The following is a 15912-nucleotide window of genomic DNA, read 5'->3' as shown; positions in this document are numbered from 1 at the left end:
TATTACCGATGTGGTACCTGCTAGCGGGTACCACATCGTGCTTTAAGGGGAGAGAACGGCGCCGGTAAGTCGACGTTTATGAAGATTTTGGAAGGGATATACCGTCCGGAAGACGGCGTAATTCATGTATCGAAGGGAGGTGCTGAAACCTAGGTATGCTCCTGTAGGATATTTAAAACAATCGATCCATAATTTTATGAAAGGGGTTACAAAAATGGCGATTAGCGCCCGAAAGTTAAAAAGTAATGTTGCGTTAGGTTTAGCTAGTTTTATGTTATTTTCTAATGTTGTTTCTTTTAGTGGAATATCAACAGCCGCGAATGCTTTACAATATCCTGTCACAATTGAAAATCCTGATTTTGAAGCTGGCGACCTATCAGGATGGATGACAACGGGGAATGCATTTAGCGATCTGCCCTCATCTACCCAGCATTTTTGGGGAGACCATCCTTTTAAACAGAACGGGACTTATCATGCTTGGGGATGGAATCCGGAGGCAGTAGATCCCAGCAATAGCAGCAATAACATCTCAGATTCAAGAACAGGAACGTTGAAATCGAGCACGTTCAGGCTTTCCGGGAATGGTGAGGTTAACTTCTTGGTCGGCGGAGGCAATGATGTCGACAATTTGTATGTCTCTCTCGTTCGCGCTTCTGATCAAACAATCTTGTTTAAAAGCGCGGGGTTCGCATTGCCGGATCAATTTGAGAGATATGTACGAGTGAATTGGCAAGCTCAAGATTACATAGGAGAAGATCTCTATATTGAAGTTGTGGACAATAGCACAACTCAGCACATTAATGTGGACGATTTCCATGTATACAATGTAACGAATAGTATTGAGAATCCAGGCTTCGAAACGGGAGACTTGAGTGGTTGGAACGCTAAGGGCGATGCTTTTTCAGTCTCAAACGCGGTAGCTTATGGTGAGGATCAAACCTCTTATTATCAAAAAGGAAAAAAATTTGTAACCGGCTTGACCGGTGATGCCGGAAGTGCAGAAGCGAAGTCAGGTTCTCTGCAGTCTACCTCATTCAAGCTAGAAGGTACAGGCGAAGTAAACTTTCTTATCAGCGGATCGAATGATATGGATCATACTTATGTTGCTCTTGTCAGAGAGTCCGATGATACAGAATTATACAGAGCAACCGGTTCTTCTCTAGGTGACGGTCCCGAATCCATGAAAAGAGTGATATGGGATGCTTCCGCTCATCTAGGCGAAGTGGTCTACTTGAAAGCTGTTGATCTGGGTCAAGGACACATCAATGTTGATGATTTCCACGTATATAATACCATTCATAACGTTGTGAACCCTGACTTCGAAACAGGCGACTTAACAGGATGGACCGTTGTATCCGGAGAAGCGCCCGGTCAAGTTTCGTCAACCGTAAATTATTGGTATGGAATTCCGATTAATAAGACAGGTCAGTTCCATTTTTGGGGCGATGACATGAAGCAAGGATCTATCAAATCCAGTGTGTTTGTCCTTGGTGGAACTGGCGAGATTAATTTCATGATGGGTGGCGGAGATCTCGATACGCAGTATGTTGCTTTAATGCGTGCTTCTGACAATACGGAACTGATGAGAGCAAATAATACACAATTTGCAGATTCTGAGGCGTATGCAAGAGTGACTTGGGATGCTTCGGCTTACCTAGGTGAGCAAGTCTATTTAATGCTTGTGGACCAGATAGCAGCAGGCGGATGGCAGCACGTGAATATTGACGATATCCATGTTTATAATCTGCCTCATGACATTGTGAATCCTGACTTCGAAACGGGCGACTTGACGGGTTGGACTGTTACGAGCACTGAGGCACCTGGTCGAGTCACTTCTGAAGTAAATTACTGGCATCCTGACCCGATTAATAAAGTCGGTGAGTATCACTTCTGGGGTGACGATTGGAAGGAAGGCAGTATCCAATCAAGCACGTTTGTGCTAGGTGGGAATGGTGAAATTAATTTTATGCTAGGCGGAGGTAATTTCCCCCAAACGGAGTATGTTGCGCTAATTCGTGCTTCTGACGGGAAAGAACTGATCAAATCCACGCATACAGCTCATGCAGGCTCTGAGGGGTACGATCGAGTTATGTGGGATGCTTCTGCATTTATAGGTGAGGAAGTGTATCTGAAAGCAGTGGATAGCGTGCCTGGCGGCGGATGGCAGCATGTTAACCTTGACGATATTCATGTATTCAACAACGATCCAGCCGATATTTTGAATCCAAGCTTCGAAACAGGCACTTTAGAGGGCTGGCAAGCTGCAGGTGATGCTTTTACAGGAACTGTTTCAGCTGAGACAATGTCGGGTGAAGACCCAATCAACCAAATAGGCAATTTCTACATTCAAGGCTTAGCTGGCGCCGGTTCGGATAATGCGAATGCAAGAACAGGCTCTCTCCAATCGTCAGTCTTTAAACTTGGCGGCAACGGTGAAATTAACTTTATGTTAAGCGGTCAACATGATCCGAGTAACCTTTACGTTGCGTTAATAAAAGCGGAAGACGATTCAATCCTATTCAGTGAGACGCCGGCAAATGGTGCTGTAAACCCAGAATCTCTTCGCCGTATCATTTGGGATGCCAAAGCTTACTTAGGGCAAAAGGTGTATTTGAAAGTTATGGACAATAGCCTAACAGGACATTTGAATGTCGACGATTTCCATGTTCGCAATACAGGTTCTCCTTCTTATGTGATGAATAATGAAGATTTTGAAAAAGGAGATTTATCTGGATGGACAGTAGGTGGCAACGCATTTTCAGTTTCTGATCATGACACTGATTCTGCGGGAAATGCCTACGGGCATCAGCGCAAATATCATGTTATTGGAAATAACGAAGCGACAGGCACTTTAACTTCCAGTACATTCAGGCTGGCCGGGACAGGGACTGTTAATTTTAAAATTAGCGGAGATATAGACGTTGACCATCTTTATGTGTCATTAGTTCGAGCTTCCGACCATAAAGAATTGTTTAGAGCAACAGGTCACAACTCTCTGAGTTATCAAACCGTAAGTTGGGATGCTTCGCAATTTATAAACGAAGAGCTTTATTTCAATATAGTCGACAACGTGGCGACAGGTCATATTAATGTCGATGATTTCAACTACTATGTGTCTCATGAAATTATGAATGGCGATTTCGAGAGCGGAGACTTACGAGGTTGGAAGATCGTTGAGGGTAACGCTTTTGATAATACGGTAACAACGCAGGATAAATTCTGGGGAACAAAGCCATTTAAGCACAATGGACTGTATCATCTCTGGGGCTTTCAAGGCGGTGGAGACGGCAGAAAGGGAGTTATGGAATCCAGCCATTTCATCGCTTCGGGCGATAAGAATATCCCTACATCGGGAAGATTAACTTTCCTGATGGGCGGCGGTTCGGATATCGATAACTTATACGTTGCGCTAGTAAGGGATCGAACAGGCGAGATTCTTTTCACGACTACAGGCAATAGTGATGAACAATATTCAGAGCATGTTTTTGACGCTACCCCGTATGCCGGTGAAGAACTGTATTTCCGCATTGTGGATCAAACAATTGCCGGATGGGGACATCTCAATCTGGATCGCTTTGTAACGGTGAATGCTGTTTCACAATTGGAGAACCCTGATTTTGAAACTGGCGATTTGTCTGGGTGGACGATGGAAGGTGAAGCATTCGCAGATTCTGTCTCAAATTTACCCGGGAATGGAAACTATGGAACGTATTATGTGAACGGGAATAAAGCGAGTAACCCTGCCTTGATAGGTACATTGTCATCAAAAGTATTCCAATTAACAGGGACTGGTATTCTGAGCTTTTTGGTCGCTGGAGGCAAGGATGCTGATCAGCTGCATGTAGCCCTAGTCAGATCTTCTGATCATATGGAACTGTTTAGAGCCACGGGATCGGACTCAGACATATTTCAGGATGTTACATGGGATGCATCAGCTTACCTGGGGGAAGAAGTATATTTTAAAGTTGTAGACAATAAAACTTCAGGGATTTTCGGATATATGAGTGTAGATGATTTTCAACTGAGTGTTCCGCGTGAAAAATACTTAGAACAATACAGACCACAGTTCCATTTTACACCTGAGAAAAATTGGATGAATGATCCGAACGGTATGGTCTATTTTGATGGAGAGTACCATCTGTTTTTCCAGCATACTCTATTCTCCACATTTCCTGCCTTCGATAAGATGCATTGGGGGCATGCAGTAAGTAAAGATCTTACACATTGGGAAGAGCTTCCAGTAGCTTTGGCGCCTGATGAGCACGGTGCTATTTTCTCTGGTGGTGCTGTATACGATGCGAATAACACATCTGGATTCTTTAATGAAGATGGATCAGGTCTGGTAGCGTTCTATACTCAAAATGGGGCGAAACAGGTGCAGAGTATTGCTTACAGTAAGGATAAAGGCAGAACCTGGATCAAATATGATGGAAATCCAGTCCTGTTGCCAGATGCTGCAGCGGATTTCAGGGAACCTAACGGAACTGCGCCGGATTTCAGGGATCCTAAAGTATTCTGGCATGAGGATACTCACAAATGGATCATGCAATTAGCAGTTGGTCATCACATTGAGTTCTATTCATCGACAAATTTAAAACAATGGAATTATGAAAGCTCATTTGGCTCTGACGGTCTTGGCTCACATTTCGGCATCTATGAATGTCCTGATTTGATCGAATTGCCCGTCGATGGAGATCCAACCAAGAAGAAATGGGTTATGATCATTAGCACCGGTGACGGTAACGGAAACAGAAGAGATGTCGACCCTCAGCCTCCTGGCAAAGGATCGGGTATGATGTATTTTGTCGGCACGTTCGATGGCAAAACTTTTACACCGGATGAACGGCCAACTTCTGATCAATCCAATTGGATTGACTATGGTTCAGATTTCTATGCAGCAGTAACATGGAGCAATATTCGGGATGAGCAAGGAAGACCCGTATGGCTCGGCTGGATGAATAACTGGAGATATGCGAGCAATACGCCTACAAGTACTTGGCGGGGTGGAATGAGCATTCCGCGTACGATTGAGCTTAAGACGACAAGAGATGGAATCCGTCTGATTCAGGAGCCGGTTCAGCAGCTGGAACAATTAAGAAAGCCGGTTCTGCATTGGACCAATTTCCAAGTTGGGCAGGATAACAATGTATTGCAAGCCGTATATGGAAGTACAATGGAAATTGTCGCAGAATTCGGTATTCAGGATGCATCGGAATTTGGATTCAAGGTTCGTAAGTCCAACTCTCAGGAGACAGTGATCGGGTATGACACATCAAGTCAAAAAGTGTTTGTGGACCGTACACATTCTGGAGGGCCTGACGTAAGTGATATTGTCCCTGTCCGACAAGAAGCTCCTCTCATTCCGGAAAATAACAAAATTAAACTTCATATCTTCGTAGATGAGGATACCCTTGAAGTGTTTGCGAATGATGGAAGAAAAGTTTTCACAGATCAAATATTCCCTGATTCGAAGAGTAAGGGCCTTGAGCTTTATGCAGAAAATGGGGAAGTGAACGTCAACTCTTTAAGTATTTATCAGCTTGACAGCATTTGGGCAGATAGGTCGATCAAAAAGCTTCAAATGGATAAAAGAAGCTATACGCTTGAAACGAATGGAACCCACAAAACAGTTGTATCGGCTCTTGTTTTAAGTTCAATGACTCAAACTGTAAGCCAAGCGGTATATGGCGGTGCCATTCAAGATGCAAGCAACTCTGTAACGGGAATCGTGTATGGAGGTTTGCAGGGTATGCCATTAACGGTATATGGATATGGCGATCTAACAAGCAAACAAATGGTTACAGACCAAGCAGTCTTCAAAAGCTCTGATCCTTCTGTAGCCATTGTGAATGCTGCCGGCATCGTATATGGGAAGCGACCGGGTCAAACCTTGATTACAGCTGCGTATAAAGGACATGTGACAACAGCTTCTGTTACTGTTTTACAATCAAATGAAGCTGATTCAGACCCAGATCCTGCGCCGGAGCCCCCGCTAACTACAGGAGCGGGTACAACGCCTAACAACCAGGACCGACTTGTTGTTCCGACAAGCGTAATTAATAAAATTGCTGTGGGTAAAGCTTCGAAAGAGGCGCTGAATAAAGCGTTGGATGCCGCAAGGGTTGACGCGAAAGGCACCAAAAAAATTACAATCGAATTGGACAAGGCGGATGATGTTAAAGGGTATAGCATCGAGATACCATCTGCGTTCTTATCGAGTGATCATGCTAATCGACAATTTGAAATTCGTAGTCCAATAGGCAGCATGACTTTATCGAGTCAGATGTTTACCAAAGGCTCGTTCAAAGAGAATGACAACATTGTATTAAGTATGACCCTTGCTGATCGTGATGCAGCTGGTAATGGCAAACAATCTGAAATCGGAACAAGACCGGTTCTTGAATTAATTGCCACTTTGAATGGTAAAGTTATTCCATGGCGTAATGCGGATGCTCCTGTACAGGTAGCTATCAATTACACGCCTACAGCAGAAGAAATGAACCATACAGATCATTTAGTTGTCTGGTATCTGGATCCATCCGGCAGCATCGCGCCTGTTCCAAATGCCAAATTTAATAAAGCAACGGGTGAAATGATCTTTAAAACGATCCATTTCAGCTATTATGCAATTGCTTACGTGAATAAGTCCTTTGAAGATCTTAATGATTATGCTTGGGCTAAAAAGCAGGTCGAACTCCTTGCATCCAAAGGCATTATTCAAGGCACAACAGAGACAGCTTTTGCTCCGCAAGAGGATATTACAAGGGCAGACTTTATTCTGCTGCTTGTACGCGCACTTGAATTAACGGCCCAAGTGGATTCCGACTTTGATGATGTTAAATCTGATGATTATTATTATGAAGCGGTCAGCATCGCCAAAAAGCTGGGTATTACCAATGGCATAGATGGAAGTCACGTTAACCCGAATGCTTCCATTACAAGACAGGATATGATAGTTATGCTGAATAGAGCGATGGCTGCAGCGAAACGCAATGCAGCCAAAGGTACAAAATCGGATTTGAATGTATTCCAGGATAGTAATGATATTTCGTCATATGCCATTGACAGTGTTTCTTCTCTTGTGAAATCCCATATTATTGAAGGAAACAATGGGAAGATTCATCCATTCGATCATACGACGAGGGCTGAGACGGCTGTAGTGCTTTACCGATTATTGATACTGGAATGATCGCAGCCAAGACGAATGTGACGGTGTGAAACAAGAAATAGCCCTAGCCTGTCATAACAGGCCAGGGCTATTTTGTTTAGCGAAACCTACTTTCGGCGATAAAACCTACCTCCGCCGGGGTCCCCACAAAGTAATCGGACTTTGCTTCGAAGATTATCGTCACTTTGCGGGGCAGAATAGCGGTCGCTCATCTTTGAATGGCCTTGATAGAGGTTTTTTCATATCTGAATGAAGATAATAGAAAATTTTCAACAGTTGCGAGAAAATTTTCTATTATTTTTTGTATTTATCACAGGTATTATGAAGACACAGAAAACAAACATCCATTCTTTAAGGGAGGTGAGGATTCTTTTAGGTAAGTGAATAAAGTCTTTATGCCTATCTTCACTTGGGGGATTTAGCACCAAACATATCGTTAAAAAATGATAAAAATTTGGAGGAAATTGAAAATGATGAAAAACATGAAGATTTTGTTGTTACTAATTTTCGTATTTGCACTTACTGCTTGTGGTAAAGCAGTGGAAACAAAACCCGCAGCAGCTACTGGGGCGCCAGCAGAAACAACTAAAGCTGCTAAGGCAGCAGATCCGACACCAGGAAAAAAAGTGGTTATCGGTTTGACCGTACAAAATTTAAGCAATCCTTTCTTCGTAGCGATGTCCAAAGGTGCAGCTGAAGCTGCTAAGAAACATGGCGGTGAAGTTATTGCAGTTAGTGCAGAAGATAATTTGGCTACACAAACCGCTCAAATCGAAGATTTTATTACTAAAAAAGTAAGTATGATTATTCTAAGTTCCGTAGATACCAAAGGTATTGCGGCAGCAGTTGGTCAAGCTAAAGCAGCAGGTATCCCAATTATTTCAGTAGACACGATTTCTGAAGGCGGCGTTAATGCGAGTGTAACTTCCGATAACGTTCAAGCGGGAAGAATCGCAGGTGAATATTTGGTTAAACGGTTAAACGGAAAAGGAAATATTGCTGTATTAGATGGACCGCCGGTATCCGCTGTAACAGACCGCATTGCCGGATTTAATGAAGCTCTCAAAGCAGCTCCGGGAATTAAAATAGTTGCTAATCAAAATGGTAACGGTAATCGTGAAACATCGCTTGCTAAGATGGAGACCATTTTACAAGCAAACGGTAAAGGACAAATCGACGCGGTATTTGCTATTAATGATCCATCAGGTATTGGCGCAAAAATTGCTGCAGAGCAAGCCGGTCGAGACAAGGAAATGTTTATTGTTGGGGTGGATGGATCTCCGGATGCTGTGACTACACTGAAAGAAAACAAAAGCTATGTTGGAAGCTCAGCACAAAATCCTTTTAATATGATTACCATTGCGGTTGAAACGGCATTTAAAGTTCTTGCTGGTGAAAAAGTGGAACCATTAATTAAACTTCCAACTGACTTCATTACGACAGAAAACGTTAAAGACTATAAAGGCTGGTAGTACCGAATTATTCTTGCGATGTGGTTACTCTCTACCCGGGTGCCACATCGTATTCATTCAATTTTCAATAAATGATATTAATTATTAAATGAGTTGGAGTGAGAACATGGAAGCTGTGCAAGCGGAAGTTGAAAAAAACATTTCCTCTGAATCAACAATAGCGTTAAGCATGCGAGCGATCTCCAAGTCTTTCTCAGGGGTTACCGTATTAAAAAACATAAATATCGATCTGCATAAAGGTGAAGTCCATGCTTTAATGGGAGAGAACGGCGCAGGTAAGTCGACGCTTATGAAGATTATGGCAGGGATATACCGTCCAGATAACGGCGAGATTATGTATCGAGGCAAATCGATCACATGGCATAATGCGATGGAAGCGCGTGAGAAAGGCATTAGTGTCATTCATCAAGAGCTGAATCTTTCTCCGAATATAACCATAGGTGAAAACGTATTAATGGGAACCAAATTCCCGAAAAATAAGTTCGGTATGGTGGACTGGAAGAAAGTTCACGAACGAGCCCATTTCCTATTAAAATCAATCGGATCTGATCTAGATCCTAGATCATATGTCTCAACCTTAAGTGTCGCCCAACAACAAATGGTGGAAATCGCAAGAGCCTTATCTATAGAAGCAGAAGTTCTAGTGATGGATGAACCAACAGCTTCATTAACCCACAAAGAAATAGATAAGTTGTTTATTATTATTAATGAATTAAAGCAAAAAGGTGTCGCGATTGTTTACATTTCACATCGTATGGATGAAATTTTTAAAATTTCTGATCGCTGTACCATTTTGCGTGATGGAGAGTGGATTACAACGATTCCTATCGCCGAAACCAATCCGGAGCATCTAGTTAAGACAATGGTTGGCCGTGAATTAACCGACTTATTTCAAAAACCGCCTTCACATACGATTTGGATTAAAGATAAAACCCCGGTTTTAGAGGTTAGAGGTTTATCTGATAACAAAAATGTAAAGGATATTTCGCTAGAGGTGCATTCAGGAGAAATTGTTGGGATTTCAGGATTAGTAGGGGCAGGAAGAACTGAATTAGTCAGAGCTATCTTTGGTTTATCGGAAATATCATCAGGTGAAATTCTGATTAACGGTCAACCGGTGAAAATCTCTTCTCCTGAGGATGCTATACGATATGGTATTGCTCATGTTCCGGAAAGTCGTAAAGAACAAGGATTATTCCTGAATATGTCTGTCAAAGAAAATATTATGATGGCTGAAATGTATAAATATCGAAAAGCAGCCCTCTTAGATTGGTCGCAAATAAGCAATGAAGCTGACATGTATATAAGAGAACTAGGCATTAAAACGGCAAACAAAGAACAAAAGGTGGTCAGCTTAAGCGGAGGAAATCAGCAAAAAGCGCTGCTTGCACGTTGGTTATCCATCCAGCCCAAAGTGCTTTTGTTAGATGAACCGACGAGAGGTGTCGACATTGGCGCCAAAACTGAAATTCATAAAGTTATTTGTAAATTAGCCAAAAACGGTCTTGCTGTGTTAGTCATTTCCTCTGAACTGCCAGAAATACTAGCGCTGAGTGATCGTATACTTGTTATGCATGAGGGTAAATTACGGGCAAACTTACAACGTGAAGACGCGACACAAGAAAAGATCATGTATTATGCAACGGGGGAGATCAAATGAGCGCTGGAATGGAAGCAATCGTTAATAAAAAACATAATGTTGGATTATCTATGGGGAAAATTTGGAACCAACTAGGCATGTTAATTGTGTTAGTTGCTATTTGTATCATACTAGCCATTTTTGCACCTAATTTCACGGATACGGGCAATATTCTTAATATATTAAAACAATCATCCGTTAACGGAATTCTTGCGGCGGGTATGACATTAGTTATTCTGACTGGCGGGATTGATTTATCTGTGGGATCTACCATCGCACTTTCGGGCGTTATTTCCGTATTACTTTCAAAACAAGGAATTAACCCTTTTATTGCCATGTTCGCTGGGATTGCGGTGGGATATGCAGCTGGTTGGATCAATGGTTTCCTGACTGCAAGAACCAAACTTCCATCCTTTATTGTTACATTAGGCAGTATGACTTATATAAGAGGTGCTGCTTTTGTGATTAGCGGGGGATTACCTACCATACTGGCATCAGAACCGTTTAAGTTTATTGGATCAGGGAAGATCCTATCGGTTCCAACACCCATATACATTATGCTCATTGTCTATATGGTGATGTTTATCGTACTTAAATATACGATGTTTGGCAGACATATTTATGCGATTGGCGGTAATGAAGAGGCAGCGAGATTAACAGGTATTAAGGTTGAAAAGACATTAATTAATGTGTATGCCATAAGTGGTTTATGTGCGGGATTAGCTGGCGTAGTTCTTGCAGGGCGTTTAATTTCCGGTCAGCCGAATGCTGGAAGCATGGCCGAGCTTGATGCTATTGCTGCTGTTGTTCTCGGCGGAACGAGCCTAGCGGGGGGAATTGGCCGAATTCAGATGACCATCATTGGTGTGTTAATCTTGGGCGTAATTAGAAATGGATTGACACTTTTAAATGTTAGCTTCTTTTGGCAAACCGTTATTACAGGTGTTGTTATCGTACTTGCGGTGCTATTGGATCGTCTTCGCAGCGATAAGTAAGAGGAAGGGCTGTTACTATGGTGAAATTTCATTTCAAGAGCATACGTACCCGCACATTAGTCACGATTCTACCATGGTTAATTTTATCTATGTTTGTGTTGTCTGCGTTAAGTTACAGCTATTCTAAACAAATTATCAATGCGGAAATCCAAGATAAAATGGCATATCAATTAAACGCAACGATCAACAATATGCAAACCATATTAACAGCGCACAGTAAAATACCTGAAAGCTTAGCACGCACGATTGAACCTGTAGGTGACAAGATTGATAAAGGTAAATATTTTCAAATTATTCAAGGTTTGTTGTCCACTAACCCGGATACCTTTGGAGTTGGGATTTGGTATGAGCCCTATCAATATAAAAATTATTTGCAATATTACAGCTCCTATGCCTACCGGGATAACGGTCGCATTTTATTTTCCAATGATTATGATACGAAAGAATATAATTATCCCGAAAAAGAGTGGTATCTGCTTGGTAAAAATACAAAGGAAACCATGGTATGGACGGATCCATTTTATGATAAAACCTCTGGCGCTATGATATTAACAACGGCAGTTCCGTTTTATAACAATAATAAATTTCAAGGGGTCGTTACAGCCAACATCAATTTAACCAACTTACAGCAGAAAATTTCGGACATTCATGTTGGGAAAAATGGATGGGCATTTTTGTTGGATCAAAATGGGAACTTTATTGCTAATAAAGATAACCAGAATGCAATGAATCATCAAATCTTGAATGACCCTAATGTAAGCTTGGCGCAAATTGGCAAAGAAATACTGTCGAATAACAATGGAAATGCCATTTTTAGCGACGAAGGGGGTTCCAATAAAGTTTATTATCAGACGGTTCCAGATACATTTTGGAAACTGGCAATCGTTATTTCGCAGGACGAGCTTTACCAAAAGCTAAACGATTATTTTATCATTTCGCTTATGATTATAATTGTGTTGATTTGTTTTATTATCATGGTAATTTATTTCTACAGTTTATACATTACCAATAACATTAAGAAAGTAAATATACTTTCTCAATCGATGTCAAACGGGGATTTAACTCAAACTATACCTATAAAAACGATCGATGAATTTGGCCAAATGGGCACAAATCTAAATACAATGGCAAGTAACATGAAGACCATTTTATTGCAAGTTGCTGAAGGTGCGAAAAGCGCATCAGAAACTTCTGTTCTTTTGTCCGATAATGCGGAACAATCAGCGAAAGCAACAGAAGAAATTGCACAATTGATTCAAGAAGTAGCGAGTAGTACACATACACAACTTTCATTAACTGATGAAGCTTTTGAAGAAACAACAGACATGTTTGTAAATATCAAAAAAATTACACAACGAATTGAACTTTCAAGCCAATCAGCAGAGGATGCGCTGCAAACGGCCATTGAAGGAAAAGAGAATATTGCAGAAGCAGTAAATCAAATCAATGTGATTTCGCGAAACTCATCCGATTCGGTTGCGATAGTCCACCAATTAGAAGAGAAATCCAAAAAGATCAATCACATCATGACATTACTATCCACCATTGCAAAACAAACAAATATGCTTGCTTTAAATGCGGGTGTTATTGCTGCTCAAGCAGGAGCAAATGGAAAAACATTTACGGTGATTTCTCGGGAAATTCGCCTTCTTGCTGAAAATTCGATGCAATCGAATCAGGAAATCGATACCTTAGTAACGGAGATTCAGGAGGATATCTCGAAAGCAGTGAAGGCCATGGAAGATGGTGATTCTGCAGTTCAAGAAGGGAAGCTGCTTACGAAGAAAGCAGGAGACTCCTTTACTAATATCCTTAAACTAGTTGAAGGGGTTTCTGAGCAAGCGGGCGAAATGACAAATGAAATTAAATGGATTCAAACGAATATGCAAAAAATGGTTGAAATTATGGAGGTAGTCTCTAATCTATACGGAAGTTCAGCAAGTTCAACCAATCACATCTCGGCAACGACAGAGGAACAGACAGCGGCAATCCAAGAAGTTGCTTCCTATTCCAGCGAATTAGCCCATATGGCTAAGGTCTTACAACAATCTGTGGCTTCATTTAAGCTCAAGTAATGCGCAATGCCTGCAATGCCAACTTTATCAGAGATCAATGAACTAATTGACTATGCGTGTGATAATCGGAAATATGAGGTAGTTTGCTCTAAGCTGATAATAGCTAGGCAGACTGCTTTTTTTTCATTTTTGCATGATATCGTTCTATACCATCTCAGTTTCCTTATGTTTTATGATATGGATTGGATGCGCACCTTTTGACCCTTTTCTCAGATAGGTTGCGCATAAATGCGATTGACGGCCAACATCGTGTAAGACAGTTTAAGCATCTAATTGTATCGATTTTGTAAATTTAATGGTATGAAAGTATGGATATAAATTGATATAGAGATCGTTGATGAATCTAGAATTTTTGAAGCGAAATGCTTATTTTACAAAAACTTAATGACCTATGTCATTGTATATGTCAGTGACATGGATTAAGCTCACTATAGATCACTGATCTACGTGTGATTCATAGCAGTATGTGAACCGAAATTATTCATATAAAGGAATGATGAACTAACCGCCAATGCTGCAGTTCATGATTTTGATTAAAACGAGGGATAACTAGTAATGAAAAATGCACACGCGTCAAAGAAACCGAGTCTACTGTACCTGCAAATAGCTGATAAGGCCATAGGCATTATCCAGAGCCGCAGGCTTCAACCGCATGATCCCGTCCCTTCGGAAGGAGAGCTTGCGAAGTTGTTCGGTGTTAGCCGGATGACGAGTAAGCTGGCACTGGAACGGTTGGTCGAGCAGGGGCTGGTGTACCGTTTGCCGAGAAGGGGGACCTTCCTTTCCGGACCAAGGGATGGAGAGCCTTACAACGGAGTACTTCCGTCAGAAAGTAAAGCGCTTCCAATTGAGGAGAAGAAGAGTAAGCAGATAGCTCTCATAGTGCCCCATCTATCTGATTACACTTCAAAAATTATCGCAGCAGCTGAGATCGAAGTACGAAAACACGATTGCGATCTTATTCTGAAAATCAGCAAGGATAAAGATGATGAGGATCGTTGCCTGCAGAGACTTGTTGATGGGGGAATAGACGGCATCGTTTTATTTCCCCAAGGGCGCAAGACATGCAGTGACCAGGTGCTGAGATTGAAATTACAGCAGTTTCCGATTGTTATTATCGACCGAATTTTTCGTGAGGTTCAGATTGATTGCGTGTATCACGATCACTATCAGGGCTCTTACCAGATGACCCAATATTTGATCGAGAAGGGGCACCGTGAAATCGGATATACCACGAACTCGATAGATAATATCACTAGCAGGGAGGAGAGGTATCAAGGTTATATCCAGGCGTTGCTCGATCATGCGATTCCAGTCAAGAACCAATATATTCATTTTAAAACCGTGCCATGCAATCCAAGTCGTATTAACGAGAGCGACCCTGAACAGGAACGGTTTATTCAGGAAAATCCGCAGATGACAGCCCTCATGTGCGGGGATGATCATGTGGCCATTTCAACCTTATATACAGCCTTGAGTATGGGGATCCCTGTCCCAGATAAGCTTTCAATTGTTGGGTTCTCCGATATCCAGTTATCAGCGTTAACGCCGATTCCACTTACAACGGTCAGACAGGATACCGGTCAGCTTGCCCAATCGGCATTTAATCTTCTTATGAAACGCATAAATCATTCACATGAGAAAACGATTACCATCAAAATTCAAACGAAGATCGTAGAGAGGAAATCCGTTCTTTAGGATTGACAGAAGGAGTTTATATGAAAATTCATTTTCTAGGAACCGCAGCTGCAGAGGGCTTTCCGAATGCATTTTGCCGCTGTGAGCATTGCCTCAAAGCTCGGAAGCTTGGAGGAAAAAACATACGTACACGAACCTCGGCCATCATTGACGATGTAATCAAGTTCGACTATTCGCCAGATTCTTATATGCAGGCGCTTCGCGACAATATTGATTTGGGCGCTATCGAGCACCTGCTTGTCACCCATACGCACTCCGATCATTTTAATGCTTATGATTTGGAATGCCGGAGAGCGGGAATTGCTCACGAACTTCAGCATCCGATGCATATCTACGGGAATGATGCCGTGATGTACCATACGCGTGTTGCCATCGGCCGCTTTGAAGGAGAAAGGTTTGCTTTTCACCTGCTGCGCCCATTCGAGACGATAAAGGTAGGTGATGCACTTGTTACACCGCTCCTGGCGGATCATGACCGTATGGAAACATGCTTGTTGTATGTGATCGAAAAGGATGGCAAAAAGCTGCTGTATGGACATGATTCGGGCTGGTTTCCAGAAGCTACTTGGGCATGGTTAAAGGGGAAAAATCTGGATTGTGCTATACTCGACTGTACGCACGGATACACGGGAAATTCCCGAGATCGCAATCATATGTGTATTGAGACGGTGCTGGAGGCCCAGCGTGAGTTTCGGAAAGAAAACATATTGAAAGAGGAAGGGCACATCATCGTCACGCACTTTAGCCATAATTCCAAACTGCTTCACGATGAATTTGACGAAATTTTCAAACCCGCCGGGGTTGTGGTGGCCTATGACGGATTAATTTTTAACATCTAGAAATTCACCATGTCTTTATAAAAAAA

7 protein-coding genes and 1 pseudogene are annotated in these 15912 nt (G+C 41.9%); all 8 read left to right on the top strand.

Annotation, left to right across the window (positions count from 1 at the left end):
- Positions 1–51 precede the first annotated feature (51 nt).
- Positions 52–153: pseudogene (locus ASD40_RS36625) on the top strand (ATP-binding cassette domain-containing protein); the annotation flags it as partial.
- A gap of 61 nt (positions 154–214) precedes the next feature.
- Entirely contained in the window at positions 215–7189 is a 6975-nt protein-coding gene (locus ASD40_RS36175) for a GH32 C-terminal domain-containing protein (RefSeq protein ID WP_063870829.1), read from the top strand.
- Positions 7190–7638: 449 nt separating this feature from the next.
- Entirely contained in the window at positions 7639–8640 is a 1002-nt protein-coding gene (locus tag ASD40_RS23995) for a substrate-binding domain-containing protein (RefSeq protein ID WP_235549358.1), read from the top strand.
- A 106-nt stretch (positions 8641–8746) separates the two neighbouring features.
- Complete coding sequence (locus tag ASD40_RS23990) at positions 8747–10300, top strand: sugar ABC transporter ATP-binding protein (protein ID WP_057305666.1); 1554 nt, start codon at positions 8747–8749, stop codon at positions 10298–10300.
- 50 nt (positions 10301–10350) lie between these two features.
- The gene (locus ASD40_RS23985) at positions 10351–11274 is read left to right on the top strand and encodes an ABC transporter permease (protein ID WP_442952725.1); all 924 of its coding nucleotides are present in this window, start codon (positions 10351–10353) and stop codon (positions 11272–11274) included.
- A gap of 17 nt (positions 11275–11291) precedes the next feature.
- Positions 11292–13349, top strand: a complete 2058-nt coding sequence (locus ASD40_RS23980) for a methyl-accepting chemotaxis protein (protein WP_057305664.1) — start codon at positions 11292–11294, stop codon at positions 13347–13349.
- Between the two features lie 555 nt (positions 13350–13904).
- Positions 13905–15047 (top strand): GntR family transcriptional regulator, encoded by a 1143-nt coding sequence (locus ASD40_RS23975; RefSeq protein ID WP_057305663.1) that lies wholly within the window; start codon positions 13905–13907, stop codon positions 15045–15047.
- Between the two features lie 20 nt (positions 15048–15067).
- Positions 15068–15886 (top strand): MBL fold metallo-hydrolase, encoded by an 819-nt coding sequence (locus ASD40_RS23970; RefSeq protein WP_057305662.1) that lies wholly within the window; start codon positions 15068–15070, stop codon positions 15884–15886.
- Positions 15887–15912: the final 26 nt, after the last annotated feature.

Origin of the sequence: Paenibacillus sp. Root444D2, from assembly GCF_001426375.1 — a bacterium.
Taxonomy (GTDB): Bacteria; Bacillota; Bacilli; order Paenibacillales; family NBRC-103111; genus Paenibacillus_E.
The sequence above is the reverse complement of the archived record's forward strand: the minus strand, read 5'-3'. Positions and strand labels throughout refer to the sequence as shown.

Bases quoted from the DNA above. Each gene is read 5' to 3' on its own strand.
- ASD40_RS23985 (WP_442952725.1), top strand. From the start codon at position 10,351: ATGGGGAAAATTTGGAACCAACTAGGCATGTTAATTGTGTTAGTTGCT.
- ASD40_RS23980 (WP_057305664.1), top strand. From the start codon at position 11,292: ATGGTGAAATTTCATTTCAAGAGCATACGTACCCGCACATTAGTCACG.
- ASD40_RS23995 (WP_235549358.1), top strand. From the start codon at position 7,639: ATGATGAAAAACATGAAGATTTTGTTGTTACTAATTTTCGTATTTGCA.
- ASD40_RS36175 (WP_063870829.1), top strand. From the start codon at position 215: ATGGCGATTAGCGCCCGAAAGTTAAAAAGTAATGTTGCGTTAGGTTTA.
- ASD40_RS23970 (WP_057305662.1), top strand. From the start codon at position 15,068: ATGAAAATTCATTTTCTAGGAACCGCAGCTGCAGAGGGCTTTCCGAAT.
- ASD40_RS23990 (WP_057305666.1), top strand. From the start codon at position 8,747: ATGGAAGCTGTGCAAGCGGAAGTTGAAAAAAACATTTCCTCTGAATCA.
- ASD40_RS23975 (WP_057305663.1), top strand. From the start codon at position 13,905: ATGAAAAATGCACACGCGTCAAAGAAACCGAGTCTACTGTACCTGCAA.